22 protein-coding genes are annotated in these 22597 nt (G+C 70.9%); 10 read left to right on the plus strand and 12 right to left on the minus strand.

Going from position 1 to position 22597, the window contains the following annotated elements:
* Nucleotides 1-85: 85 nt before the first annotated feature.
* Entirely contained in the window at nucleotides 86-1051 is a 966-nt protein-coding gene (locus tag SM754_RS11430) for a transcription initiation factor IIB (RefSeq protein ID WP_323676365.1), read from the plus strand.
* 39 nt (nucleotides 1052-1090) lie between these two features.
* Here the strand turns inward: SM754_RS11430 and SM754_RS11435 are convergent, their stop codons facing one another.
* The 3 genes from SM754_RS11435 to SM754_RS11445 form a co-directional block, all read right to left on the minus strand.
* Nucleotides 1091-1942, minus strand: coding sequence for a hypothetical protein (locus SM754_RS11435; RefSeq protein ID WP_323676366.1), 852 nt, complete (start codon nucleotides 1940-1942; stop codon nucleotides 1091-1093).
* A gap of 159 nt (nucleotides 1943-2101) precedes the next feature.
* Nucleotides 2102-3148 carry an asparagine synthase C-terminal domain-containing protein gene (locus SM754_RS11440; RefSeq protein WP_501993779.1) on the minus strand — a complete coding sequence of 349 codons (1047 nt, stop codon included), beginning with the start codon at nucleotides 3146-3148 and terminating at the stop codon, nucleotides 2102-2104.
* On the minus strand, nucleotides 3073-3759 hold the full coding sequence (locus SM754_RS11445; RefSeq protein WP_323676368.1) for a PHP domain-containing protein: 687 nt from the start codon (nucleotides 3757-3759) through the stop codon (nucleotides 3073-3075). The genes SM754_RS11440 and SM754_RS11445 overlap by 76 nt, the downstream gene beginning before the upstream one ends.
* Nucleotides 3760-3927: 168 nt before the next feature.
* Here SM754_RS11445 and purL point away from each other — a divergent pair, with 168 nt between their 5' ends.
* The 3 genes from purL (at nucleotide 3928) to SM754_RS11460 (ending at nucleotide 7419) form a co-directional block, all read left to right on the plus strand.
* Nucleotides 3928-6129, plus strand: a complete 2202-nt coding sequence (purL, locus tag SM754_RS11450; RefSeq protein WP_323676369.1) for a phosphoribosylformylglycinamidine synthase subunit PurL — start codon at nucleotides 3928-3930, stop codon at nucleotides 6127-6129.
* A gap of 118 nt (nucleotides 6130-6247) precedes the next feature.
* Nucleotides 6248-6811: a HalX domain-containing protein gene (locus SM754_RS11455; protein ID WP_323676370.1), complete on the plus strand. Its 564-nt coding sequence runs from the start codon at nucleotides 6248-6250 to the stop codon at nucleotides 6809-6811.
* A gap of 119 nt (nucleotides 6812-6930) precedes the next feature.
* Nucleotides 6931-7419, plus strand: a complete 489-nt coding sequence (locus tag SM754_RS11460) for a hypothetical protein (RefSeq protein ID WP_323676371.1) — start codon at nucleotides 6931-6933, stop codon at nucleotides 7417-7419.
* A gap of 28 nt (nucleotides 7420-7447) precedes the next feature.
* On the opposite strand, the gene SM754_RS11465 is transcribed toward SM754_RS11460, so the two are convergent.
* The 5 genes from SM754_RS11465 to SM754_RS11485 all read right to left on the minus strand — a co-directional run bounded on the left by SM754_RS11465 (nucleotide 7448) and on the right by SM754_RS11485 (nucleotide 13109).
* Entirely contained in the window at nucleotides 7448-9307 is a 1860-nt protein-coding gene (locus SM754_RS11465; protein ID WP_323676372.1) for a PAS domain-containing protein, read from the minus strand.
* Between the two features lie 181 nt (nucleotides 9308-9488).
* Nucleotides 9489-10703, minus strand: coding sequence for a GNAT family N-acetyltransferase (locus tag SM754_RS11470; protein ID WP_323676373.1), 1215 nt, complete (start codon nucleotides 10701-10703; stop codon nucleotides 9489-9491).
* A 106-nt stretch (nucleotides 10704-10809) separates the two neighbouring features.
* Nucleotides 10810-11958 (minus strand): pyridoxal phosphate-dependent aminotransferase, encoded by a 1149-nt coding sequence (locus tag SM754_RS11475; RefSeq protein ID WP_323676374.1) that lies wholly within the window; start codon nucleotides 11956-11958, stop codon nucleotides 10810-10812.
* A gap of 10 nt (nucleotides 11959-11968) precedes the next feature.
* Nucleotides 11969-12463 carry an Lrp/AsnC family transcriptional regulator gene (locus SM754_RS11480; protein ID WP_323676375.1) on the minus strand — a complete coding sequence of 165 codons (495 nt, stop codon included), beginning with the start codon at nucleotides 12461-12463 and terminating at the stop codon, nucleotides 11969-11971.
* A gap of 109 nt (nucleotides 12464-12572) precedes the next feature.
* Entirely contained in the window at nucleotides 12573-13109 is a 537-nt protein-coding gene (locus tag SM754_RS11485) for a hypothetical protein (RefSeq protein ID WP_323676376.1), read from the minus strand.
* A 320-nt stretch (nucleotides 13110-13429) separates the two neighbouring features.
* Between SM754_RS11485 and SM754_RS11490 the strand changes: the two genes are divergently transcribed.
* Entirely contained in the window at nucleotides 13430-14665 is a 1236-nt protein-coding gene (locus SM754_RS11490) for a M48 family metalloprotease (protein WP_323676377.1), read from the plus strand.
* Nucleotides 14666-14689: 24 nt separating this feature from the next.
* Nucleotides 14690-15253 (plus strand): thioredoxin family protein, encoded by a 564-nt coding sequence (locus SM754_RS11495; protein WP_323676378.1) that lies wholly within the window; start codon nucleotides 14690-14692, stop codon nucleotides 15251-15253.
* Between the two features lie 24 nt (nucleotides 15254-15277).
* Here SM754_RS11495 and SM754_RS11500 read toward each other — a convergent pair whose 3' ends face one another.
* Both SM754_RS11500 and SM754_RS11505 read right to left on the minus strand, forming a co-directional pair.
* The gene (locus SM754_RS11500; RefSeq protein WP_323676379.1) at nucleotides 15278-16180 is read right to left on the minus strand and encodes a DUF7260 family protein; all 903 of its coding nucleotides are present in this window, start codon (nucleotides 16178-16180) and stop codon (nucleotides 15278-15280) included.
* 171 nt (nucleotides 16181-16351) lie between these two features.
* On the minus strand, nucleotides 16352-17476 hold the full coding sequence (locus SM754_RS11505) for an NADH:flavin oxidoreductase/NADH oxidase (RefSeq protein ID WP_323676380.1): 1125 nt from the start codon (nucleotides 17474-17476) through the stop codon (nucleotides 16352-16354).
* A gap of 288 nt (nucleotides 17477-17764) precedes the next feature.
* Between SM754_RS11505 and SM754_RS11510 the strand changes: the two genes are divergently transcribed.
* Nucleotides 17765-18571, plus strand: a complete 807-nt coding sequence (locus SM754_RS11510; RefSeq protein WP_323676381.1) for a BtpA/SgcQ family protein — start codon at nucleotides 17765-17767, stop codon at nucleotides 18569-18571.
* Between the two features lie 62 nt (nucleotides 18572-18633).
* Here the strand turns inward: SM754_RS11510 and SM754_RS11515 are convergent, their stop codons facing one another.
* Nucleotides 18634-18969, minus strand: coding sequence for a hypothetical protein (locus SM754_RS11515; RefSeq protein ID WP_323676382.1), 336 nt, complete (start codon nucleotides 18967-18969; stop codon nucleotides 18634-18636).
* A gap of 139 nt (nucleotides 18970-19108) precedes the next feature.
* Complete coding sequence (locus SM754_RS11520; protein WP_323676383.1) at nucleotides 19109-19549, minus strand: dCTP deaminase/dUTPase family protein; 441 nt, start codon at nucleotides 19547-19549, stop codon at nucleotides 19109-19111.
* A 92-nt stretch (nucleotides 19550-19641) separates the two neighbouring features.
* Here SM754_RS11520 and SM754_RS11525 point away from each other — a divergent pair, with 92 nt between their 5' ends.
* The 3 genes from SM754_RS11525 to SM754_RS11535 all read left to right on the plus strand — a co-directional run bounded on the left by SM754_RS11525 (nucleotide 19642) and on the right by SM754_RS11535 (nucleotide 22574).
* Nucleotides 19642-20589 carry a mechanosensitive ion channel family protein gene (locus tag SM754_RS11525; RefSeq protein ID WP_323676384.1) on the plus strand — a complete coding sequence of 316 codons (948 nt, stop codon included), beginning with the start codon at nucleotides 19642-19644 and terminating at the stop codon, nucleotides 20587-20589.
* Between the two features lie 92 nt (nucleotides 20590-20681).
* A complete protein-coding gene (solA, locus tag SM754_RS11530) occupies nucleotides 20682-21836 on the plus strand; it encodes an N-methyl-L-tryptophan oxidase (protein WP_323676385.1) in 1155 nt (384 codons plus the stop codon).
* A gap of 75 nt (nucleotides 21837-21911) precedes the next feature.
* A complete protein-coding gene (locus SM754_RS11535; protein ID WP_323676386.1) occupies nucleotides 21912-22574 on the plus strand; it encodes an O-methyltransferase in 663 nt (220 codons plus the stop codon).
* Nucleotides 22575-22597 lie beyond the last annotated feature (23 nt).

The following is a 22597-nucleotide window of genomic DNA, read 5'->3' on the forward strand; positions in this document are numbered from 1 at the left end:
TTGCCAATGCGTTTAAGTCGGCGTGGATGCAACGAGATAGGGAGAGCCCGACTTTTTCCACGCGGCTCACCCTCCCCCCATCACGATGACAGACACCAGCATCCGGCGACGAGAGACGGACACAGCGAGAACGGAGACGAAGACCGACGCGGGCGCGGAGACGCTGTCCTGTCCGGAGTGCGACGGCCAGGTCGTCAGCGACGAGTCGCAGGGCGAGACCGTCTGCACCGACTGCGGACTCGTCGTCGACGAGGACGAGGTCGACCGCGGCCCCGAGTGGCGCGCGTTCAACTCCAAGGAGAAGGACCAGAAGTCCCGCGTCGGCGCCCCGACGACGAACATGATGCACGACCAGGGGCTGTCGACGAATATCGGCTGGCAGAACAAGGACGCCTACGGCAACAGCCTGTCCTCGAACCAGCGCCAGAAGATGCAGCGCCTGCGGACCTGGAACGAGCGCTTCCGCACCCGCGACTCGAAGGAGCGCAACCTCAAGCAGGCCCTCGGCGAGATCGACCGCATGGCCAGCGCCCTCGGGCTGCCGAAGAACGTCCGCGAGACCGCGAGCGTCATCTATCGCCGCGCGCTCGCCGAGGACCTCCTCCCCGGCCGCAGCATCGAGGGCGTCGCGACGTCCTCGCTGTACGCCGCCGCACGGCAGGCGAACACCCCCCGCAGTCTCGACGAGGTGACGAACGTCTCGCGCGTCGAGAAGGACGAGATCGCTCGCACGTACCGGTACGTCGTCCGCGAGCTAAACCTCGAAATCGAGCCCGCCGACCCCGTCCAGTACGTCCCGCGGTTCGCGAGCGAACTGGAGATGAGCGACGAAGGGGAGCGCCGCGCCCGCGAGCTGCTGGACGCCGCGAAGGAGAAGGGCATCCACTCCGGGAAGTCCCCCGTCGGGCTCGCCGCCGCCGCCGTCTACGCCGCGAGCCTCCTCGCGAACGAGAAGGTCACGCAGAAGGAGGTCAGTTCCGTCGCGAACATCAGCGAGGTCACCATCCGCAACCGCTACCACGAACTCCTCGAAGCCGCTCAGCCCGTCTGAGCGCGCGCTGGTCGGCATCCGGGGGCGGGCGTCGACCGTTCAGAGCACCTTCTCGCCGTGGTCGAACGTCACCAGGAGCGACAGCGCGACCGCGCCCAGCGTCGCGAACGCGAGGCCGACGACGAGCAGCGCGTCGTCGAGGCCGCCGCCGCAGTCCTGGACGAGCACGACGTCGGCGTCGTAGACCGCCCCGCCGAAGCGCACGCTCCGGTTCTCCAGGTGCTCGCGGAACGCCCCGCGGTCGACGAACGCGGTCTGGTTCGACGTGACGGACCGCTCGGTGGCGTTCACGAGGTCGAGCGGGAGCGTGCTCGCGTCGACGACGCGCTCGTCGGTCGCGTTCTCGCCGCCCGGGATCTCGGTGGTGTCGAGCGCGTAGTTGTCGACGCAGCCGGCGGGGGCGGCGACCCCGCCCGCGAAGAGCGCGACGCCGAGGACGAGCGCGGCCGCGGCGCTCACGTGCAGGACGCCGAGTGGCGGGCCGAGGTCGTCGCGGTAGAGCGCGAACAGGACGAGGGCGACGCCGCCGAGTGCGGAGAGCGCACTGCCGAGGACGACGAACGCGTCCTCGAGGACGCCGCCGCAGGTCTCGACCGTACGGAGGCTCGTCGCGTACGTCGACCCGTCGTAGCGGACGCGACGGTCCTCGAGATGCGTCTGGTACACCGCCCGCGTGACGTTCACCTGTCCGTCGCTCTCGACCGCGTCGACGAACGTCTCGCGGACGTCGTCGGGGAGGACGCTCGCGTTCGCGACCGGCGCGTCGCCGTCCGGCGCGGCCGTCGTCTCGAGGGCGGACGTGCGGTCGCAACCGAACGACGGGGCGAGGCCGGCACCGAGCAGGAGGACGCCGACGAGGAGGACGCCGGCGGCGGCGGAGAGTCGATTCACGACCGGAACCGGGGGCGGGAGCCACATTTGCGTTTCGTCAGCGGCCCGGACCGCCGCGAGCGGACGCTAGCTGGCGAAGGGACGTCGCGAGCGGACGCTGGCTGGCGAAGAGCCGCCAAGAGCAGTCGCTAGCTGGCTGAACGCCGCCGCGTGCGCCGCCTACTCGGCGAGGCGCGACTCGACGTACCGCGTGACGTGGTCGTCCTGGCGGCGCTTGAAGCCGGCCCGGCGCGCGAGCCGGTCGAGTTCACGGCCCACGAGACTCCCGTACTGGACCGCCTTCTTCTCGCGGAACGCGACCGAGTCCGGCACCCACTCGCGGGCCGCGAGCCGGAGCGCGAACTTGCGTTCCCCGCGGTCGCTCACGAGGCAGTGCGCGGGCAGTGCGCGGGCGGCGTCCACGACGTGCCCGTCGAGCAGCGGCGCGACCGGGTCGACGCCGGCGGCGGCGAGCGCGCGGACGTCCCGGTCGAGCTGGTCGGGGAGCGTCCGCAACATCTCGTCGCGCGCGCCGACGACGGTGTCCGCGTCCACCCGCGGGTCGGTCGGGGCCTTCGCGACCTTCGCGTACCCGCCGAACAGCTCGTCGGCGCCCTGACCGACCGCGAGGTGCCCGTAGCCGTCCGTGGCGACGCGCTCGGCGACGAGGAAGAGCGGGAGCGCGATCTGGACGCTCATCGCGTCGGTCCGGCCGATCGCGCGAGCGACCCGCGGGACGGCCGCGGCGAGCGCGTCGAGGTCGAGTTCGACGACGTTCAGGTCGACGTCCATCGCGCGCGCCGCCGACCGCGCGGCGGCGACGTCGTGACTCTCCGGGAACCCGACGACGTAGCACGGTGCGTCGACGAGCGCGGCGACGAGCGCGCTGTCGACACCCCCCGAGAACGCGACCGCCACGTCGTCGGCCGACGCGTCCGCGTCCACGTCGCCGGCGGCACGAATCGCCTCGCGGACGCCGTCGACGGCGGTCTCGCGGCTCGACGCGGTCGCCGGGACGGGTCGAGCGAGTGCACGCTCGACGGCCGCCACCGCCGGCAGGACCCCGTCGCCATCCTCCGCGTCGCTCCGGACGTCCGCATCGACCACTGCACTCCTCCCGTCCTCGACCGCGTCCCCGTCGCCGTCGGTCGTCACAGGAACTCCGCGAACCGGTTCTTGACGCGGCGCTTCGCGCCACCGGCCGCCTGCCGGAAGCTGATGTGCCACGGCGTTCGCTTCCCCTCGACAGTCGTGTCGCCGCGACGGACGGCGTCGAGTATCGCGTCCACGGTCTCCTCGCCGCCGGTCTCGACCTTCGTCACCGCCTGCCCGACCATCTCCGAGATGTGCGCGTCGCTGCCAGCGGTCCGCGGCAGGTTGTAGTCGGTCGCGAACCGCTCGGCCTGCCGGTTCGCACGCCCGGTGAGGAGCCGCGAGTTGTACACCTCGATGGCGTCCGCGGTCGCGAGCGTCTCGCGGTCGATGTTCGCCATCACGCCCGACCGCGACTCTTGGAACGGATGCGGGACGACCGCGATACCGCCGAGCTCGCGGATGTACGTCAGCGTCTCCGCGAACCCCATCCCCTTCGGGACCTTCTCGTCGACGCCGAGCGCGAGCACGTGCCCGGCGGCCGACGTCACCTCCATCCCCGGGATACCCAGGAGGCCGTACTCGCCGGCCTTCGCGGCGGCGTCGAGACTCGCGTCTATCTCGTCGTGGTCCGTGACGGCGATCGCGTCGAGCCCCACGGCGGCGGCTTGCTCTAAGAGGAGTTCGACGGGGTCTCGCCCGTCGTAACTCAGTTCCGAATGACAGTGGAGCTCGACCGAGAGCACGCCTGCTCATCTCTCGGGCCCGGTAAAAAACGACTCGGTTACCGGCCACGGCCGCGACCGCCGGACGCCCGGGTCGTCGACGTCGTGCGCTCCGGCGACCCCGGCCCCGATACGCACGTTCGTGGACATGGAAACGCCTTTACTGGGGGTCGATGTACAGCGAAGTGAATGAGTCTCGCCGATTCGGACCGCGAACTCGTCGAGGAGGAGCTCGGTCGGGAGGCGACGCCCGCGGAGGCGGCGCTGTTCGAGAACCTCTGGAGCGAGCACTGCGCGTACCGTTCCTCGCGACCCCTGCTGTCGGCGTTCGACAGCGAGGGCGAACAGGTCGTCGTCGGCCCCGGCGACGACGCCGCCGTCGTCGCGCTCCCGGACCCCGACACCGACGGGTACGGGGACACGTACGTCACGCTCGGTATCGAGAGCCACAACCACCCGAGCTACGTCGACCCGTTCGACGGCGCGGCGACGGGCGTCGGCGGCATCGTCCGCGACACGATGTCGATGGGCGCGTACCCGATCGCGCTCGCTGACTCCCTGTACTTCGGGGACTTCGAGCGCGAGCACTCGAAGTACCTGTTCGAGGGCGTCGTCGAGGGCATCAGTCACTACGGGAACTGCATCGGCGTCCCGACGGTCGCGGGGAGCGTGGACTTCCACGCTGACTACGAGGGGAACCCGCTCGTGAACGTCGCGTGCGTCGGCCTCACGGACGAGGACCGCCTGATCACGGCGGTCGCGCAGGAACCGGGGAACAAGCTCGTGCTCGTCGGGAACGCCACCGGCCGCGACGGTCTCGGCGGGGCGTCGTTCGCGAGCGAGGACCTGAGCGAGGACGCGGAGACCGAGGACCGGCCCGCGGTCCAGGTCGGCGACCCGTACTCGGAGAAGCTCCTCATCGAGACGAACGAGGTGCTCGTCGAGGAGGGGCTCGTCGAGTCCGCGCGCGACCTGGGCGCGGCCGGCCTCGGCGGGGCGTCGAGCGAACTCGTCGCGAAGGGCGGCCTGGGCGCGGACATCCGCCTGGAGGACGTCCATCAGCGCGAGCCGAACATGAACGCGCTCGAGATACTGCTCGCGGAGAGCCAGGAGCGGATGTGCTACGAGGTCGCGCCGGGGAACGTCGACCGCGTGCGCGAGGTCTGCGAGCGCTTCGACGTCGGCTGTTCGGTCATCGGCGAGGTGACCGAGGGGAACTACGTCGCGACGTTCGCTCCCGACGGCGACGAGGCGTCCCGCGAGACGGTCGTGGACGTGGACGCGCACTTCCTCGGCGAGGGCGCGCCGATGAACGACCTCGACTGGGAGGAGCCCGCGGAGCCGGAGCGGGACCTGCCGACGGTCGACCTGCCGGCGGCGATGGAAGCCGTGATTTCGTCGCCGAACACCGCGAGCAAGCGGTGGGTGTACCGCCAGTACGACCACGAGGTCGGCGTGCGGACGAGCGTCCGCCCCGGTGACGACGCGGGCGTCGTCGCGGTCCGCGAGGCCGGCGTCGGCGTCGCCATCTCGTCGGGCGCGGCACCGAACTGGACGAGCGCGGCGCCGTACGAGGGCGCGAGGGCGGTCGCGTTGGAGAACGCGACGAACCTCGCGGCGAAGGGCGCGACGCCGCTCGCCGCGGTCGACTGCCTGAACGGCGGGAACCCCGAGAAGCCCGAGGTCTACGGCGGCTTCAAGGGTATCGTCGACGGGCTCGCGGACATGTGCGCGGACCTGGACGTGCCGGTCGTCGGCGGGAACGTCTCGCTGTACAACGACTCGCCGACGGGTCCCATCCCGCCGACCCCGACGCTCGCGATGATCGGGTCGACGCCGTCCTACGACGCGCCGTCGATGGGCGCGAGCGCCGACGGCGACCTCCTGCTCGTCGGCGACCGCGTCCTCGCTGACCCGGACGTCGAGGCGCGACTCGGCGGGAGCGAGTACTGCCGCCAGCAGGGCGGGAGCGACCGCTTCCCGAGCGTGCCGGCGGACGCGAGCGCGTTCGTTCAACTCCTCGCGGCGGTCGCGCGCGAGGACCACGTGCAGGCGACCCACGACGTGAGCGACGGCGGGATCGCGGTCGCGCTCGCCGAGATGGTGACGGAGGACGCCGGTATCTCCGCGCATGTCCCCGAACAGGGCGGGCTCTCGGAGGTCGGCGAGCAGGTCGGGTGGCTGTTCAACGAGGCCACCGGGCGCGCGCTCGTGCAGACGACCGACCCGGAGCGCGTCCGCGAGGCGTTCAGCGGCGTCGCACCGGTCGTTCGCGTCGGCGAGGGCCAACGCGACCCGCGCCTCGACCTCTCGGTCTCCTGGACGGACCTCTCCTACGACGTCGAGGAGATCACCGCACTCCGCGCGACCATCGAGGACGAGCTCGACTGACCCGGCCAGCGTCCGATAGCACGCTCGCAGGGACGCTGCTGCGACCGGTCCCGCCCCCGTCATCTACTTAACGGTCAAGTCTGAAATTGTTCTCAATGCGTCCACCGGGAGGGAACGGATGACCAACGAACCGACGGTCCTCATCGTCGAGGACGAGCCGGACCTGGCGAACCTCTACGCCGCGTGGCTCCGCGAGGCCTGCGACGTTGAGACGGCGTACAACGGCAGCCAGGCGCTGGAGGCTATCGACGAGACCGTCGACATCGTCCTGCTCGACCGGCGGATGCCCGGGCTCTCCGGCGACGAGGTCCTGTCGACGATCCGCGACCGCGACCTCGACACCAGGGTGGCGATGGTGACGGCGGTGGAGCCGGACTTCGACATCATCGAGATGGGGTTCGACGATTACCTCGTCAAGCCCGTCTCGAAGGACGACCTCCTGTCGACGGTCGACCAGCTCCTCCTCCGGTCGACGTACGACGAGCAGCTCCAGGAGTTCTTCGCGCTCGCGTCGAAGAAGGCGCTGCTCGACTCCCAGAAGACGGAGGCGGAGTTGCGTGCGAGCGAGGAGTACCGTCGGCTGGAGGACCGCCTGGCGGTGATGCGCGCGAAGGTCGACGACACCATCAGCGAGCTGTCGAACCACGACGCGTACCAGCGCGTGGTTCGCGACATCTCCTAGGAGACCTGACGGCTCGTTCTCGGTCGGTTCTCGCTCGCTGACGGTCGCTCGTGGAGTCTCCGGTGTGTGACGTGCACGGCCACGCAAGACGTTTGCGGGTTGGTACCGTTTCACTAGGCATGGGTCGGAGTCGTCGCACCGTCACGGTCGCGGCCGCACTCGCACTCGCCGGCTGTACGAGCGGACGCCAGCGACGCGACGACGGAGTCGGCGACGACACCGACGATGCAACTGGGGGTCCGGCACCGGGACTCGACCCGTCGGCGTCGGGCGGCGAGGCCCCCCGCGAGTGGTGGGCGACGCTCCCGGACCTCGCGGTCGTGAACGACGGCGAGGACGGCGTGACCGCGTACGTCGCCATCTACGGGCCGGACTGGCTCGAACCGCGGTTCCGACGGACGGTGTCGCTACGGGCGCCCGTCCACGGGGAACCGCCCGCGCGCGTCGCGTTCGTGGACGTCGACGTCGTCGGCGCGAACGGCGTGCTCGCGGTCGAGACCGCCGACGGACGCACCGCCGCGCACGACTGGACCGGCGGTGATTCGCGACGCGGCGTCGTCGTCCACCTCTTCGACGACCGCGTCGAGTTCGCCGTCGTCGCACGGTGACTCGTGCCGGGAGCGCCGTCGTCGCGGGCTACTCGCGGTCGACGGTGAACGTCGGTGCTCCCGTCACCGAGAACCGCGTCCCGCCGGGGTCGCCCGTCGTCACGTCCACGTCCCAGCCGTGCGCTTGCGCGATCTGGCGCGCGACAGGCAGGCCGAGCCCGACGCCCGCGTCGTTCGACCCCTGCGGTTCGAACACTCGGTCGAACTCCGTCTCGGGGATCTCCGCGGCGTCGTCGAGGATGTAGAAGCCGTCCGGGCGCCCGTCAACGGCGCGCTCCGGGCCGATGCGGACCGTCGCGCCGGCGTCCCGTGCGCGACTGTGGATGTCGTTGAAGAACGTCTCGAGCATGTGCACGAACCGCTCGCGGTCCGCGCGCAGCGACCCCTCGAACTCGAGGTACACCGTCATGTCGTCGGCGAGCGAGCCGTCGAGCGCGTCCGAGAGCGCGCTCTCGAACCCGACGGACTCTCGCGACCCGAGCGTCGCCGAGTCCTTCGCGAACTCGAGGATGTCGTCGACGAGCGCCTCCGCGCGATGCAGGGTCTCCGTCGGCGCGCCCTCGCTCGACGCGGACACCGACGCGAGGTCGTCCGCCGCCGTCTCCAGGTGCCCCTGGAGGTCGTCGCTGAGGATGTCCGCGACCGCACCGAGACGCTCGCGTTGCTCCTCGAGGCTCGCGCGACGCTCGTCGAGCAGTTGCTCGCGGTCCATGCGGTCGAGGGCCGCGGTCGTGTTCTCCGCGAGCAGGCTCACGAGCTCCAGGTCCGCCTCGTCGAACGCGTCCGGTTCGAGCGACCCCGTCATCACGACGCCGTGTGCGCCGAGCGGCGCGATGATCTCCGCGCGGAGCGGCGTGTCCTCGTTGAACCGGCCCTCGTGTTCGTGGACGTCCTCGAACAACCGCGGTTCGCCGTCGCGGTACACCTCCCAGACGAGGGCGTCGCCCTCCGGGAACTGCGGGAGCCCGCCGAGTTCCTCGTGCGCGCCAGCGGTCGCCGCAATCGGGTCGAGGACGCCGCGTTCGTCGTCGATGAGCCACACGCCAGAGATCGGGAGTCCCAGTAGCTCTCCGGTGGCGTGGGTCGCGACCGAGCAGATCTCGGGGGCGTCCTCCGCCTGGAACAGCCAGCGCGTGACGTCGTGCAGTCGCTCGACGACGCGCTCGTACTCGCGCTGGTCGGTGACGTCTCTGACGACGCCCGCGACGCGCTTCCGGCGCTCGCCGAGCGGCACCATCCGGACCTCGCCGATGCGTTCCTCGCCGCTCTCGGGCTGGAACGAGAGCTCGAACCGCTCGAAGCTCGTGTCGCCCCGGCGGATGGCCTCGACGGCCTGCCCGAGCTTCGTCGTCGACCGGGGGTCGATCGCCGCGAGCTCGTGGAGCCGGTCGACGTGCTCGCCGACGAGCGTCTCGCGGTCCGTCGCCAGCGCGGCCTCGATGGCCTCGTTCACGGACGCGACGTGGTTGTCGCCGTCGACGACGATGACGCCGTCGTTCACGGCCTCGACGACGCGCGCGTGCTCGTCGAGCTTCCGTTTCCGCGTCCGTCGGTCCGTGACGTCCTGCATGAACACGGAGAGCCCGTGGTCGCCGGGGTACGCGCGCGCCTCGAACCACGTGTCGAGCGGTTTGTGGTAGACGTCGAACGCGACCGGGTCGCCGGTCTCCATCGCCTCGTGGAAGCTCTCCGGGAACTGCGTCTCGACGGTCTCGGGGAACTCGTCCCACATGACGCGCCCGAGGAGGTCGTCGCGCGACCGCCAGAGGAGGGACTCGGCGCGGTCGTTCAGGTACGTGAACCGCCAGTCGGTGTCGAGCGCGAAGAACACGTCTTCGACGCGGTCGAGGACCGGTTCGCTCGGGTCGGGGACGGGCGTCTCGCTCATCGTGGGCGACCACCTCGCGGCCGCGATGGCAGCGTGGGGGTGGGGTGGCGCCCGGGGGAGGCCGGGGGCTGGTCCATCTACTCGAGTTGGTCTACGTGGGAGGGACTACTTGACTCTCGTGGCCGACGTTGCATACGAAAGCTCCTGGACGACGCGCGGGGTTCGATGCGGTCGGGGGCAATCAGAAGAACTGGAGCATGCACGCGTCGGTCTCGGGGTACGTGGCGTCGAGCGCGCGAACCGCCGCCGCGTCGGGGTCGGCGCCGTCGCGGCCGGTGAGTTCGCGGCTTCGCGCGAGGTCGGTCGCGGTCCGCGTCCCGAGGAGGAGCTGCGCGAGCGCGCCGACGTCGAGTTCGACGTCCGGAGTGGCGTCGGGGGCGCGCGCAGCGGTCGCGTCACCGTCGACCGCGGCGAGTCGCACGGGGTCGTCGTGCCAGTCCGTGAGCGGGTCCGCGACGTCGAGGACGACGTCCGCGTTCGCGTCCGGCTGGACGGGGACGGCTTCGAGCGCGTCGACCGCGTCGACGACGCGCGCCATCGGGCCCGCGCGGAGGTCGGTGTCGGGCGCGCCGGGGTCGTCCAGGCGGTACGCGAGGTCGAAGTCCACGGGCGTCTTCAGGCGGACCGTCGACACCTGCGAGTCGTGGGCGTGACAGAACGACAGGAGCGCGAGGAGGGCGTCGCGGTCGACGGCGCCGAAGTACGACGCGGAGAGCGTCCGGCCGTCGTCGCCGTCCTCGATGGTGTACGTGAGGTAGGCGACAGGGTCGCCGTCGCGGTACCCGACGGACGCGTACGGGTCGGTCCCCCACGACTCGAGGACGCGATGCCGCCAGAAGTCCTCGCTCCGGTCGAGCGCGAGCGTGTGCGTCCAGGACTCGCGGTCGACGGCGTGGAGGTCCCGCCAGTCGTCGGCGTCAACGCGCTCGAACTCGACGCTCGCGGCGGCGTCGGTGCCGGTCGCGAACGCGAGGTCGCCGGGGTCGACGTCGTGGACGACGTACCGGTTCGTCGTCGCCCACCCGTACTGGCCGTAGAACGGTGCGCTGAACGGCCAGAGGAGGCTCAGCGGGTCGCCGCGGTCGCGGTACTCGGCGAGCGACTCCTCGAGGAGCCGTCGGACGTTCCCGCCGCGCCGGCGCTCCGGCGGGGACGCGACCGCCGACAGCCCCGGCGCGGACACCGACGCGCCGCGGACGTCGACGTCGAACCAGTAGTGCGCGCAGACCGCGACCGCCTCGTCGCCGTCGAACAGCCCGCGCTGCCCGCCGACCGGTCCCGGGCGGTCCTCGGGGTCGAACTCGTCGGGGTCGAACGGCCCCTGCTGGGGGCTGAACGCGTACCGGACGAGCTCCACGAACCGCTCGTCCGTCGGCTCCATCTCGCGGTAATGCATACGCGGAGAACCACCCGCGCGGCACAAGAAGGTTCCCGCGGCGTGCGAACCGATACCGCACTCTGTGCGGGAACGGCTACCCCGCCCGGTGCGGGGGGAGACGCGTTCAGTCGAGGAACCGTTCGAGGCGGTCGGTCGCCTCCCGAAGCTCGTCGAGTCCGGTCGCGTACGACACCCGGAGGTGGCCCTCGCCTCCCGTCCCGAAGACGCTACCGGGAACGACCGCGACGCCCTCCTCCTTCAGGAGGTCCTCGGCGAACGCGTCCCCGGTCTGGTCGGTCGGCACCTCCGGGAACGCGTAGAACGCGCCCTTCGCCCGGAAGCAGTCGACGCCCAGCTCGTCGAACCGCGAGAGCAGGAACTGCCGCCGGCGGTCGTACGCCGACGTCATCTCGTCGACCGCGTCGTCGCAGGACGCAAGCGCCTCAAGCGCGGCGTGCTGAGCGGTCGTCGGCGCGGAGAGCATCCCGTACTGGTGGATGCGGTTCATCCCCATCACGGCCTCGCTCGGCCCCATCACGTACCCGAGGCGGAGGCCCGTCATCGCGTACGCCTTCGAGAACCCGTTCACGACCACCGTGCGTTCCCGCATCCCGGGGAGCGTCGCGATGCTCGTGTGCTCGTGCTCGTACTGCAAGGCCGCGTAGATCTCGTCGCTGACGACCGTGAGGTCGTGCTCGACCGCGAACTCCGCGACCGGGCGGAGGTGCTCCTCGCGCATCGTCGCGCCCGTCGGGTTGTTCGGGAAGCACAGCACGAGCACCTCCGCGTCCGCCGCACCCGAGGCCTCCAAGGACTCGCGCGTCAACCGGAACTCGTCGCGCTCGTACGTCGGCACCGGCAGCACCTCGCCGCCCGCGAACGTCACGCCCGGTGCGTACGACACGTACGCCGGTTCCGCGACCGCGACCGTATCGCCCGGGTTCACGAACGCGCGGAACGCCAGATCGACCGCCTCGCTCGCACCGGCGGTGACGAGTATCTCGTCCTCGGCGTCGTACTCGAGGTCGTACTCGGCGTCGACGTGGTCGCTGATCGCCTCGCGGAGCGAAGCCATTCCGCGGTTCGCGGTGTAACTCGTCCGTCCGCGCTCCAGGGAATCCACGGCCGCGGTCCGTGCCCGCCACGGCGTCGCGAAGTCCGGTTCGCCGACGCCCAGTGAGATGACGTCGTCGCGCTCCTCCGCCAGCTCGAAGAACTTCCGGATGCCCGACGGCGGCACCGCCTGCACGCGCTCGGAGAGAGTGATCCCCATCTCGGGCACCTCAGGGACTCACCGACAGGCGGTCGTCGTCATCGCCGTCACCGAAGTCGACGCCGCTCTCCTTGTACGTCGTCATCGCGTAGTGCGTCACCGTCTGCGTGACCGCCGGGAGCGGCGCGACCTCGTCCGCGATGAACGCGGAGACGTCCCGCATCGACGCCCCGAGGATCTCCACGTGGAAGTCGTAGTCACCGGAGACCAGTCGGAGGGTGTCGACGGCGTCGTAGCCCGCGAGCCGCTCGGCGACGTCCGCGTACCCGGTCTCGCGGTCCAGTTCCACGTTCACCTCGACGACCGCGCGAACGCGCTCGCGGTCCGTGGACTCCCAGTCGACGACCGGTCGATACCCGCGGACGACGCCGTCGGCTTCGAGGGCCGCGATCGCCGCATCGACCTCGCTCGCGTCCAGTCCCGTCATCCGTGCCAGGTCCTCGGTACTGTACCGAGCGTTCTCCAGGAGCGACTCGAGCAAGGCGTCTCGCGCACTCGCAGTCATACACGAACGACCATCCGGGACCGGGATAAGGGTTTCTTCGGCGGCGTCACTCGCGGCACGACACTCAGCTGCTTAATCGCTCGCTAGTCGCCGGCCGCCGAGTCGGTCGCTAGTCGTAGTTCTTGAAGATGTGCGCGCGGACGTCGTCCTTCGTCTGGACGTACTCGGTGCGGCCGTCAGGCATGTCAATCTCGTATCGCGCGTCCTCCTTCGAGGCCTCGCGCCACTTGTCGTCGTGCGTGTCCAGCAGGTTCATCATCGCGTTCAGGCGGTCGTCGCCGTCGCCCTCGGGTTCCGGCGTCGGACCGCTACTGCTCGACCCGCCTCCGGCGTCGTCAGCCGCGTCCTCGTCGGCGTCGGCCGTCGCGTCCGGGCTCGCGTCCGCGGTGGTGCTCGCGTCGCTGTCGGCGTCCGCGGCGACCGCTCCGCCGTCGGCGCTCGCCGCGTCGTCGGCGTCCGGGACCGAACCGGCGTCGACGTCGACGTCGGCGTCCACGTCGAGCTCCCCACCGCCCTCGAAGTGGTCGATGAGGTACTGGAGCGCGTCCCGCTCGCGCACGGACCCGTACTGGACCTCGTTCTGGAGTTCGTCCCGGAGCGCGCGCAGGAACGCCTGCTGTTCGTCGGACACGTCGATGGTCGGCATGGTCCCAGGTCAGTCGGCAGGCCACTTAAGCGTGGACGCTCGGTCCCGACCGCCGCCTCCGGGTGGGGTATCGATGGTTTCAGGACGCGACTGTCCGAACCTTGTCACGAGATGCGTCGGTCGCTCCACGTCGCCGCCGTCGCCGCCCGCTACGTCGTCGCCGCGGCACTCCTCGGGACGCCGCTGGTGCCCGCGACCGCCCGTCAGCGTGCCCCGTCGACCGAACGCCGGCGTCCTGGCTACGTCCCGCGCCTGAACCCGTCCCGCGGACCGCCGGAAACCGTGGCTTACAGGGTGGCGCGTGGAGGAGGGTCGAACTGATGCGTCGCGTCCGCCTCCTCGGCGTCGTCGCCCTGTACGCCGCCACGGCCCTCGCAGCCCTCGTCGTGCTCGCGTCCCTCCTCCTGCCCGCGATGGTCGCAATCCACCCGTTCGCGATACTAGTGCCGTCGGGGTACGTCGCGTTCGGCGGACTCGAAGGCGACGACAAGCGACTGCTGTTCCTCGTCCCGCTCGCCGTCTGTCTGCTCGCCGTCGGCGCGTTCCTGGGCGCCGGAGCACTCGAACCCACCGTCCGGTCCGTCGGCGCGCTCGACGGCGTCGGCCTCGAGACGATCCGGACGGCCGCGACGGTGCTCGCGCTCGGCGTGCTCGTCACGGTCTCCCTCCCGGTCGTCGTCGGCTGGTACGCGTGGACGGAGCTCGACGACACCGCGGTCGAGGACTCGACGCGGTCGCCCGACCTCCCCGACAGGTTCGCCGTGCAGGCCCCCGACCGCCTGTCCGTCGTCTCCCTCGACGACCCCGACCCAGCGGTGTACGTCGTCGACGACGGCAGACGCGCCGTCCTCGGGTTCACGGCCGGCGCGACGCGCGCGCTCGACGACCGGGAGCGCGAGGCCGTCCTCGCGCGGGAACTGACGCGCGTCGTCGACCGCGAGGCCGCCGCGTCGTTCTGGGCGAGCGCGCTCGCGTTCGCCGCCGCACGACTCGTCGACCCGCTCTCCACGCCCGTGTACGAGGCGCGCGCCGGCGACAAGGTCCGCCTCCCGTACTGGTTCGTCGCCCCACTGAAGATCGTCGGTGCGGTCGTCGCGCTCGTCCTCTTCTTCGGCTTCCCGATCGCGGGACTCGCCGCCCTCCTCCACGTGAACGCCGTCGTGCTCGTGTTCGGGTACGCTGTCGCCACGGTCGCTGCGGGGTTCGGCCTCACGAAGGCCGCGCGCTGGCTCGCGCAGGACCTCGCGACCGACGCCGTCCTCACCGCGGACGAACACGGTGCCGTCCTCGCCGGCGACGCCGACGCGCTCGCGAACGCACTCCGGAAGCTCCACACCGGCGCCGTCGACGGACCGCGGACCGCGAGCGACGACGAGCCCGCCACGACGGCCGCCAGCGACCGCCAGGACGACACGCTCGACGCGTTCGACGGTCTCGTCCACTTCCCAACCGACCGCGTCCCCGTCGAGGACCGACTCGACGCCCTCGACGACGTCGCCGACCGGCTCGACGACCGCACGGGAACGCACTCGACCACCGGGACCACCAGCGCTTAACCCGACGCTCACGTACGAGCGAGCATGGTACTGAAGGAGTCGGATTCGACGCTCGGCCCCGGCGACGTGGCACCGGACTTCGAACTCCGCGGCACAGACGGGGAGACCCACGGCCTCGACGACTTCGCGGACAACGACGCGCTGCTCGTCGTGTTCACGTGCAACCACTGCCCGTACGCGAAGGCGAAGTTCGACCTCGTGAACGACCTCGCCGCCGAGTACGACGACGTCGCCGTCGTCGGCATCAACCCGAACGACGCCGAGGAGTACCCCGACGACTCCTTCGACGCGATGGTCGAGTACGTCGAGGACGGCCGCGTCCGGTACGACGCGTACCTCCGCGACGGATCGCAGTCGGTCGCGTCGGCGTACGGCGCGGTCTGCACGCCCGACCCGTTCCTCTTCGAGAACGACGACGGGACGTTCCGGCTCGCGTACCACGGTCGACTCGACGACGCGCTCAATCCCGACGACGACCCGTCGCGGTTCCAGATCCGCGAGGCCATCGACGCCGTGCTCTCGGGCGACGACGTCGACGTGGAGTGGCAGCCGTCCCAGGGCTGCTCGATCAAGTGGACCGAGAACTAGGTCCGGGCTTCGGGGATATCCCGGTCAGTGCTCGACGAGCGCCCGCGAGAGCCGTCGTTGCAGCGAGCGGGTCTCCTCGACCGCGGTCGTCCCGAGCGAGAGCACCGGATAGCTCGACGGGAGGTCGCCGTACACGTACTCGTAGAGCGTGGTCGGGCCGCCGGCCTGGCCGACGACGTGGCGTTGCTCGTGGATGTCGTCCTGACGGGACTGGAGGAGCGAGACGGTCGTGTCGCGGGTCGCCTGTATCGCTTGCCACTCCGCGATCAGGTCCGCGCGCGGCCGGTCCAGGCTCGGGTCCACGTCCGAGAGCGTCTCGTCGACCTCCGAGAGCGTTCGCGTACACGTCGACAGGGACTCCTGCTCCGCGTCGAGCGCGGCGAGCAACCGCTCGCGGCGCTGTTTGGCTTGCATGGCCGACGCGCGGAGCGTCCGTTTCAACTGTGGGGAAAGGATCGCGCCGTTCTGGACGGCGAGCGCGACGTCGTCACCGAACTCGGCGGCCATGTGCTCGACGAGCGAGTCGTCGTACTCGTCGTCGTAGTGCGGGACGTCCATGACCGTCCGCCGGTAGGCCTCGAGGACGTCCGGGAGTCGACCGGTTCGCGAGCCGGTGACCGTCGTCGGTCCGCCGTCGGTGAGTCGCGGGTCCTCGCTGTCGATGCCGGCGACGGCGTCGACGAACGCGGCGAACGCGTCGCGTTCCCGTCGCGTCCGGTCGCGTTCCGCGTCGAGCGCGTCGACGGCGTCGTGGAGTCGGGAGAGCGCGAGGAGGACGGCGGCGGCGAACAGGACGGTCGCGACCGCTGCAAGCGCCTGCGTGAGGACGTCGGCGGGAACGCAGAGCCCCTCGGCGAGGCACGTTTCGCCAGTCGCCCCGATCTGTTGTTGGGACACCCGCGTGAGTCCTGGCGAGGAGAGTGTCATCGTATGGTGTCCCTTGTCACGGCGAGCGAATAATAGTTGTCCCTCGTCCCGGTCCACCAACAGTTTCCAGTGTCCGCGTCTGACGCACGCTGACGTCGCTATCGACGCCAGAGCGGCGACCCTCGTGACAGGAGGCGTACGTTTCTATCGTGGTCGTCGGCCGCCGCTGTGTCAGAGCGCTTTCCGGTACTGCCGCGGCCACTCGACGGCGTCCTCGCGACCGAGTTCCTGCGCGGCGTGCAGCGCGAAGTACGGGTCGCGGAGGTGCTGTCGACCGACGATCGCGAGGTCCGCGCGGTCGTTCCGAACGACCGCGTCGGCCTGCTCGCCGCTCGTGATGCCACCGACCGCCCCGACGAGCGCGTCGCCGTCGACCGCCTCGCGGACGCGCTCGGCGTACGGCACCTGGTAGTTCGGGCCGAAGTCCGGCAGTCGCTGGTCGGGATGCAGTCCGCCCGCGGACACGTCGACGAGGTCGACGACGCCGTCGCTCGCCAGGTCCGCGGCCAGCGCGGCGCAGTCCTCCACGGTCCACGATTCGACGTCCGGGAGCCAGTCCGTCGCCGAGAACCGCACGAACACCGGCTTCTCTTCGGGGAGGACGTCCCGTACGGCGGCACAGATCTCTCGGACCACGCGCGTCCGCGCCTCGAAACTCCCACCGTACCGGTCGTCGCGGCGGTTCGTGACGGGACTCAGGAACTGGTGGAGGAGGTACCCGTGCGCGGCGTGGACCTCCACGACGTCGAACCCGGCGTCGTCGGCGCGCTCGGCGGCGGCCGCGAAGTCGTCGACGAGCGCTTCGACGTCGTCCGTCGACAGCGTCTCCACGTGCTTGCCGTCGGCGTCGTCGGTGCGTTCGTCGTCGCTCTCGCGCCAGGGGTACGCGTCGGCGCTCGGCGACGGCGCCACCCAGCCGTCGCCGTTCGGACCGACCGGGACGGAGTCGTCCCACGGCGGTCGCTTGCTGCCCTTGTGGCCGGCGTGCGCGAGCTGGACGCCCGAGAGCGCACCGTACGCCTCGCAGAACTCGGTTATCGGTTCGAGCGCGTCGACGTGCGCGTCGCTCCACAGGCCGAGGTCCTCCGGGGTGATGCGGCCGTCGGGGCGGACCGCGGTCGCTTCGGTCATGACGATACCGGCGCCGCCGACGGCGCGGGACTCCAGGTGCTGGCGGTGCCACTCGGTCGCGACACCGTCCTGGTCGGGGCAGGAGTACTGGCACATCGGCGAGACCATCACGCGGTTGCGCGCGGTGCGGTCTCGGAGGGCGAGGTCGCTGAACAGGTCGGTCATCGACCCGACGTAGTCGTGCCGACGGAAAAACGGTCGTGCTATGGGGGCGTCTTGCCGACTCCGTCGCGCGTGCGGTCCGGTCGGGGGAGCGCGGCCGCTGGCCGCTGGCGAGCAGGTCACCCGTCGCGGCCGGTGCGTCGGCGGGTGACGCGCCCGCCCGGACCGACGCACCGCGAGTCAGTGCACCGACGACCGTCGCCGCGGCCAGGTACTTGAACCGCCGGACGGCCGGCGGTCGCGGGCGACGAGTCGGAACGGTCTTTGTGCGAGCGAGTCGACCGGGTCGGTATGGAACTTCAGGCGCGGTTCGGGACGGAGTCGCCGGTCGTCGGGATGGTGCATCTGCCGCCGCTCCCGGGTGCGCCCGGGTTCGACGGGGACCGGGCGGCGCTCAGGGAGCGAGCGGTCGCGGACGCGCGAGCGCTGGAGTCGGGGGGCGTGGACGCGGTGCTCGTCGAGAACTTCGGCGACGCGCCGTTCTACCCGGACGAGGTGCCGACGCACACGGTCGCGGACGTGAGCGTGCTCGCTCGCGCGGTCGTCGAGGCCGTTGACGTCCCGGTCGGCGTGAACGTCCTGCGGAACGACGCGGACGCGGCGCTGTCGGCGGCCGCGGCGGCGGGCGGCGAGTTCGTGCGCGTGAACGTGCACGTCGGGTCGAGCGTCACCGACCAGGGCGTCCTGGAGGGGCGAGCGTTCGAGACGATGCGTCGACGCGAGCGGTTGGACGCGGACGTCGCGGTGCTCGCGGACGTCGACGTGAAGCACGCCGCACCGCTCGGTGGCCGACCGCTCGCGGAGCGCGTCGCCGACGTCGTCGAGCGCGGCCTCGCCGACGGCGTGGTCGTCTCCGGGTCGGGGACCGGGAGACCGACGGACGACGAGACGCTCGCGACGGTCCGGGAGACGCTCGCGTCGGTGGCACCGGACACGCCGTTGTTCGTCGGGAGCGGCGTGACGAGCGACTCCGTCGCGTCGACGCTCGACGTCGCCGACGGCGTCATCGTCGGGACGGCGCTCAAAGAAGGTGCGGAGCCGACGAATCGCGTCGACCCGGACCGGGTCCGCGACCTCGTCGATTCGGCGGCAGAGTGAGTTCGGGCGTGCTCGTCCTACCCGGACTCGTCCTACGCGGCGTCGTCTGACCTGAGTCTGTCCTACATGGTCTCGATACCCGCGTCGTCGACGGCATCGAGCGGGTCGGTTACCGCTTCGCTGAAGACGACCTCGACGACGCCGTTGTTGTAGGAGACGGCGACGGGAGTGGGATTGACCGCTGCCGGTAGTGCCACCGTCCAGTGCGGGCCGGCGGGCGTCCCGACGAAGACGGTGGCTTCGGTGTCGGTGGCGGCGACGCCGAGGGTCGCCTTCGGGATGTCGTTCGGGACGTCGGCGACGGCGTGGACGAACCCGTCCGCCTCGTAGGTCGCCCAGAGGACGGCCGGGTCGGTCCTTCCGGCGCGGCCCTCCCCAGCGTCGTTGAATCTGTTCACGGCGCAGCTAGGTCATGTTAGGTATTAACATGACTGGTTGAGGTAACAGGGTTCGAGGCGACAGACCATACTACGCTCCCACGGTCGGCGGTCCCGGCCAATCGACCGGGACCGCGGGTGAACGTCACCGGAGCGTCGGTTACGCGTCGAACGCGTCGACGCCGAGCGGTCGGAGCGTCGACACCCTCGCGTTCTCCTTGATCATGGTCCCCTCGCCACCGACGGACAGCGGGACGAGCGGGAGGTGGTCGTCGACGCGGAGCGACGGGTGGGACGCGCCACGCGCGAGGACCTTGTTCCGCGCCTGGAGGTGCATCGGGTCCTCGCCGACGAAGAACTCGTTGTACTGGACGACGTACTGGCCCGCGTCGAGATGCCACCACTGGTACTCGTCGTCGGGATTCCGGCGCGTCAACTCGCAGGGCTCGAGGTCCGCCTCCGCGAGTTCGTCACCCCCGAAGTCGACGCGTCCCGGGGCGGCGACCTCGTGGATCGCAGCGACCGTGAGGTCCACGCCGCGCTCGTCCACTTGCGTCTCCGGGTGCAGCAATCCATCGACGACGTCGGTGAGTTCGGGCATACGTCGACGTTGGAGCGGCCGGATGAAAAAGCCCCACGGCGACGACCCACGACGACCGAAGGCATTAGTGGGGGCGGCGTGTGGAGGCGAGCGTGAAACGACCGGTCGGGTACGGCTCGCTGCTGGGGGCCGCCGCCGTCTTCGTCGCCGTGAACGTCCTCCGGACGACCTGGGAGGTGTCCCCTGGGAACGAGGCGGTGAGGGCGAACGCGCTGAAGGCGGGCGTCGCGCTCGCCGTCGCGCTCGCCGTCTACGGCACGTACCTGCTCACGCTCCAGGCGGTCCGCCGGTGGACCGACGACGAACGCCGGAAGCACGACGTCCGGAACGTCCTCCGGCTCTCGTTCGGGCTCGTGGGGGTCGTCGGCGTCGCCGGCGCGTTCACCGAGGAGTGGCTCGGCGTCCTCTTCAGCCTCGGCATCGCCGGGTTCGCGGTGACGTTCGCGCTCCAGACGCCCATCGTCTCGCTGCTTGGCTGGGTGTACATCATGGCGAAGCGGCCCTATCAGGTCGGAGACCGCGTCCGCATCGAGGACGCCAGGGGCGACGTCGCCGAGATAGACTTCCTCACGACGACGCTCTGGGAGGTCCACGGCGACCTCGTCGCCTCCCACCAGCCGTCGGGGCGCCTCGTCACCGTCCCGAACGCCGTCGTCCTCGAATCGCAGGTGTTCAACTACACCGACGACTCGTTCCCGTACGTCTGGACGGAGACGACGATACAGATCTCCTACGAGACCGACCTCGACTTCGCCCGCGAGACCGCCCGCCGGGTCGTCGACGACTACCTCGGCGAGGAGATGGAGCGGCGCGTCGACCGGTACCGGGACTCGCTCGCCGAGACGCCCGTGGAACTGGCGGTCGAGTCGCGGCCGTCGGTGAACGTCGAGCAGGCCGAGTCGTGGGTGGAGCTCCACGTCCGCTACCTCGTCGACCCGAAGGCCATGCAGGCCACCGAGAACGAGGTCCTCGTCCGGGTGCTGGACGCGTTCGCGGAGCACCCCGACCGCGTCGGCTACCCGGTCGGGCGGTTCCGGTGAGCGCTCGACGAGGCTCGGCGACTGGACGCTGACAGCGCCGTGCGAGTACCGGTCGCCCGGAGCTTGAAGGCCGCGGTGCGAGTACCGGTCGCATGGTCAAATCTCACGAGGTTCTCGTCGTGGGCGTCGGCGGCATGGGGAGTGCGGCGTGCGCGCACCTCGCGGCGCGCGGCGTGGACGTCCTCGGCGTCGAACGCTTCGACGTCCCTCACTCGAAGGGGTCGTCGCACGGGTCGACGCGCATCATCCGGAAGGCGTACCACGAGCACCCCGAGTACGTGCCGCTCGTCGAGCGCGCGTACGAGAACTGGCGGGCGCTGGAGGCGGCGACCGGCCGTGACCTCCTGTGCGTGACGGGGTCGGTGAACGCGTGTCCGCCCGACCGGGACCTCGTCGCGAACGCTCGCGAGGCGTGCGAGACGCACGACCTCGCGTACGAGACGATGACGGGCGCGGAGCTGAACGAGCGCTTCCCGGGATACGGCGTGCCGGACGACTACGACGTCCTCTACCAGCCCGAGGGCGGGTTCCTGGACTGCGAGCGCGCGGTGAGCGCGCACGTCGAGCGGACGCACGCGAACGGCGGCGTGGTCCGTGCGCGGGAGACCGTGACCGACTGGGCGGTCGACGACGACGGCGTGACCGTCGAGACGGACCGCGAGACGTACCGCGTGGAGACGGTCGTGTTCGCCGCCGGTGCGTGGACGGGCGACCTCTTGGGGAGCATCGACGGGGCGCTCGCACCCGAGCGGCAGGTGCTCGGGTGGTTCCAGCCACCGGACGCCCCCGAGGACTTCACGCCCGAGGCGTTCCCGGTGTTCGTCACGCAGCCCGAGGACGGCGCCGAGTACTACGGATTCCCGCGGTACGACCGGCCCGGGGTGAAGGTCGGCGTCTACCACCACCTCGACGAGTCAGTCGACCCGGACGCGGTCGCGGCGCCGACGCGCGAGGACGAGGACGTGCTCCGGGACGTCCTCCGCGACCACGTCCCCGCCGCGGACGGCGCGACGATGGGCCTGGAGACGTGCATGTTCACGAACTCGCCGGACATGGACTTCGTCCTCGACACGCACCCCGACCACGAGCGCGTGGTGGTCGCGGCGGGGTTCTCCGGGCACGGGTTCAAGTTCGCGAGCGCGGTGGGCGAGGCGCTCGCGGACCTCGCGGTCGACGGGGCGACCGACCTCCCCGTCGGCGCGTTCGCGATGGACCGCGTTCCGGTCGCGACCGAGAGCGGCCCCTGACCTCGGTCGACGACCGGCTCGTCCACCGTCGCTCGGGGAGGAACGCTTACACGGCTCTCGGTCGATGGTCGAGGTATGGACTTCGAGGACGTCTCACGGTTCGTCGAGGCGACCGCGCCCGAACCGGACGCGCTCGCTCGCGAGATGGACGCGTATGCCGCCGAACAGGGGTTCCCGCACGTCGGGCCCGCGGTCGGGGGGACGCTCCGGTTGCTCGCTCGCATGGTGGACGCCGAGCGCGTGTTCGAGTTCGGGAGCGGGTTCGGGTACAGCGCGTACTGGTGGGCGCAAGCGCTGCCCGACGACGGCGAGGTGGTGCTCACGGAGTTCGACGCGGACGAGCTGGACGACGCCCGCGAGTTCATGACTCGCGGCGGGTTCGACGACGTCGCGCGCTACGAGCACGGGGACGCGATGGCCGCCATCGACCGCTACGACGGCCCGTTCGACGCCGTCCTGATAGACCACCAGAAGGAGCGGTACGCGGACGCGTTCCACGCCGTCCGCGAGAAGGTCGCACCCGGCGGCGTCGTCGTCGCCGACAACACCCTGAACGCGGGCATCATCTCGTTCGACGACCTCCTCGCGCACTTCGCGGAGGACGAGTCGCTCGACGACGCGAGCGACGCTACGAAGGGCATCGTGGAGTACCTCCACGCGGTCCGGGACGACGACGCGTTCGAGACCGTCGTCCTCCCGCTCGGCGAGGGTATCGCCGTCAGCTACCGCGTGGACTGACTGACCGCCAGAGCAACCGCGTC

This window comes from Halorubellus amylolyticus, from assembly GCF_034808145.1.
Taxonomy (GTDB): domain Archaea; phylum Halobacteriota; class Halobacteria; order Halobacteriales; family Natrialbaceae; genus Halorubellus.

What these genes read in the sequence shown, in the direction of transcription:
- SM754_RS11430 (WP_323676365.1), top strand. Translation starts at nt 86, where the DNA reads ATGACAGACACCAGCATCCGGCGACGAGAGACGGACACAGCGAGAACG.
- purL (WP_323676369.1), top strand. Translation starts at nt 3,928, where the DNA reads ATGAGTCTCGCCGATTCGGACCGCGAACTCGTCGAGGAGGAGCTCGGT.
- SM754_RS11455 (WP_323676370.1), top strand. Translation starts at nt 6,248, where the DNA reads ATGACCAACGAACCGACGGTCCTCATCGTCGAGGACGAGCCGGACCTG.
- SM754_RS11460 (WP_323676371.1), top strand. Translation starts at nt 6,931, where the DNA reads ATGGGTCGGAGTCGTCGCACCGTCACGGTCGCGGCCGCACTCGCACTC.
- SM754_RS11465 (WP_323676372.1), bottom strand. Translation starts at nt 9,307, where the DNA reads ATGAGCGAGACGCCCGTCCCCGACCCGAGCGAACCGGTCCTCGACCGC.
- SM754_RS11470 (WP_323676373.1), bottom strand. Translation starts at nt 10,703, where the DNA reads ATGCATTACCGCGAGATGGAGCCGACGGACGAGCGGTTCGTGGAGCTC.
- SM754_RS11475 (WP_323676374.1), bottom strand. Translation starts at nt 11,958, where the DNA reads ATGGGGATCACTCTCTCCGAGCGCGTGCAGGCGGTGCCGCCGTCGGGC.
- SM754_RS11480 (WP_323676375.1), bottom strand. Translation starts at nt 12,463, where the DNA reads ATGACTGCGAGTGCGCGAGACGCCTTGCTCGAGTCGCTCCTGGAGAAC.
- SM754_RS11485 (WP_323676376.1), bottom strand. Translation starts at nt 13,109, where the DNA reads ATGCCGACCATCGACGTGTCCGACGAACAGCAGGCGTTCCTGCGCGCG.
- SM754_RS11490 (WP_323676377.1), top strand. Translation starts at nt 13,430, where the DNA reads ATGCGTCGCGTCCGCCTCCTCGGCGTCGTCGCCCTGTACGCCGCCACG.
- SM754_RS11495 (WP_323676378.1), top strand. Translation starts at nt 14,690, where the DNA reads ATGGTACTGAAGGAGTCGGATTCGACGCTCGGCCCCGGCGACGTGGCA.
- SM754_RS11500 (WP_323676379.1), bottom strand. Translation starts at nt 16,180, where the DNA reads ATGACACTCTCCTCGCCAGGACTCACGCGGGTGTCCCAACAACAGATC.
- SM754_RS11505 (WP_323676380.1), bottom strand. Translation starts at nt 17,476, where the DNA reads ATGACCGACCTGTTCAGCGACCTCGCCCTCCGAGACCGCACCGCGCGC.
- SM754_RS11510 (WP_323676381.1), top strand. Translation starts at nt 17,765, where the DNA reads ATGGAACTTCAGGCGCGGTTCGGGACGGAGTCGCCGGTCGTCGGGATG.
- SM754_RS11520 (WP_323676383.1), bottom strand. Translation starts at nt 19,549, where the DNA reads ATGCCCGAACTCACCGACGTCGTCGATGGATTGCTGCACCCGGAGACG.
- solA (WP_323676385.1), top strand. Translation starts at nt 20,682, where the DNA reads ATGGTCAAATCTCACGAGGTTCTCGTCGTGGGCGTCGGCGGCATGGGG.
- SM754_RS11535 (WP_323676386.1), top strand. Translation starts at nt 21,912, where the DNA reads ATGGACTTCGAGGACGTCTCACGGTTCGTCGAGGCGACCGCGCCCGAA.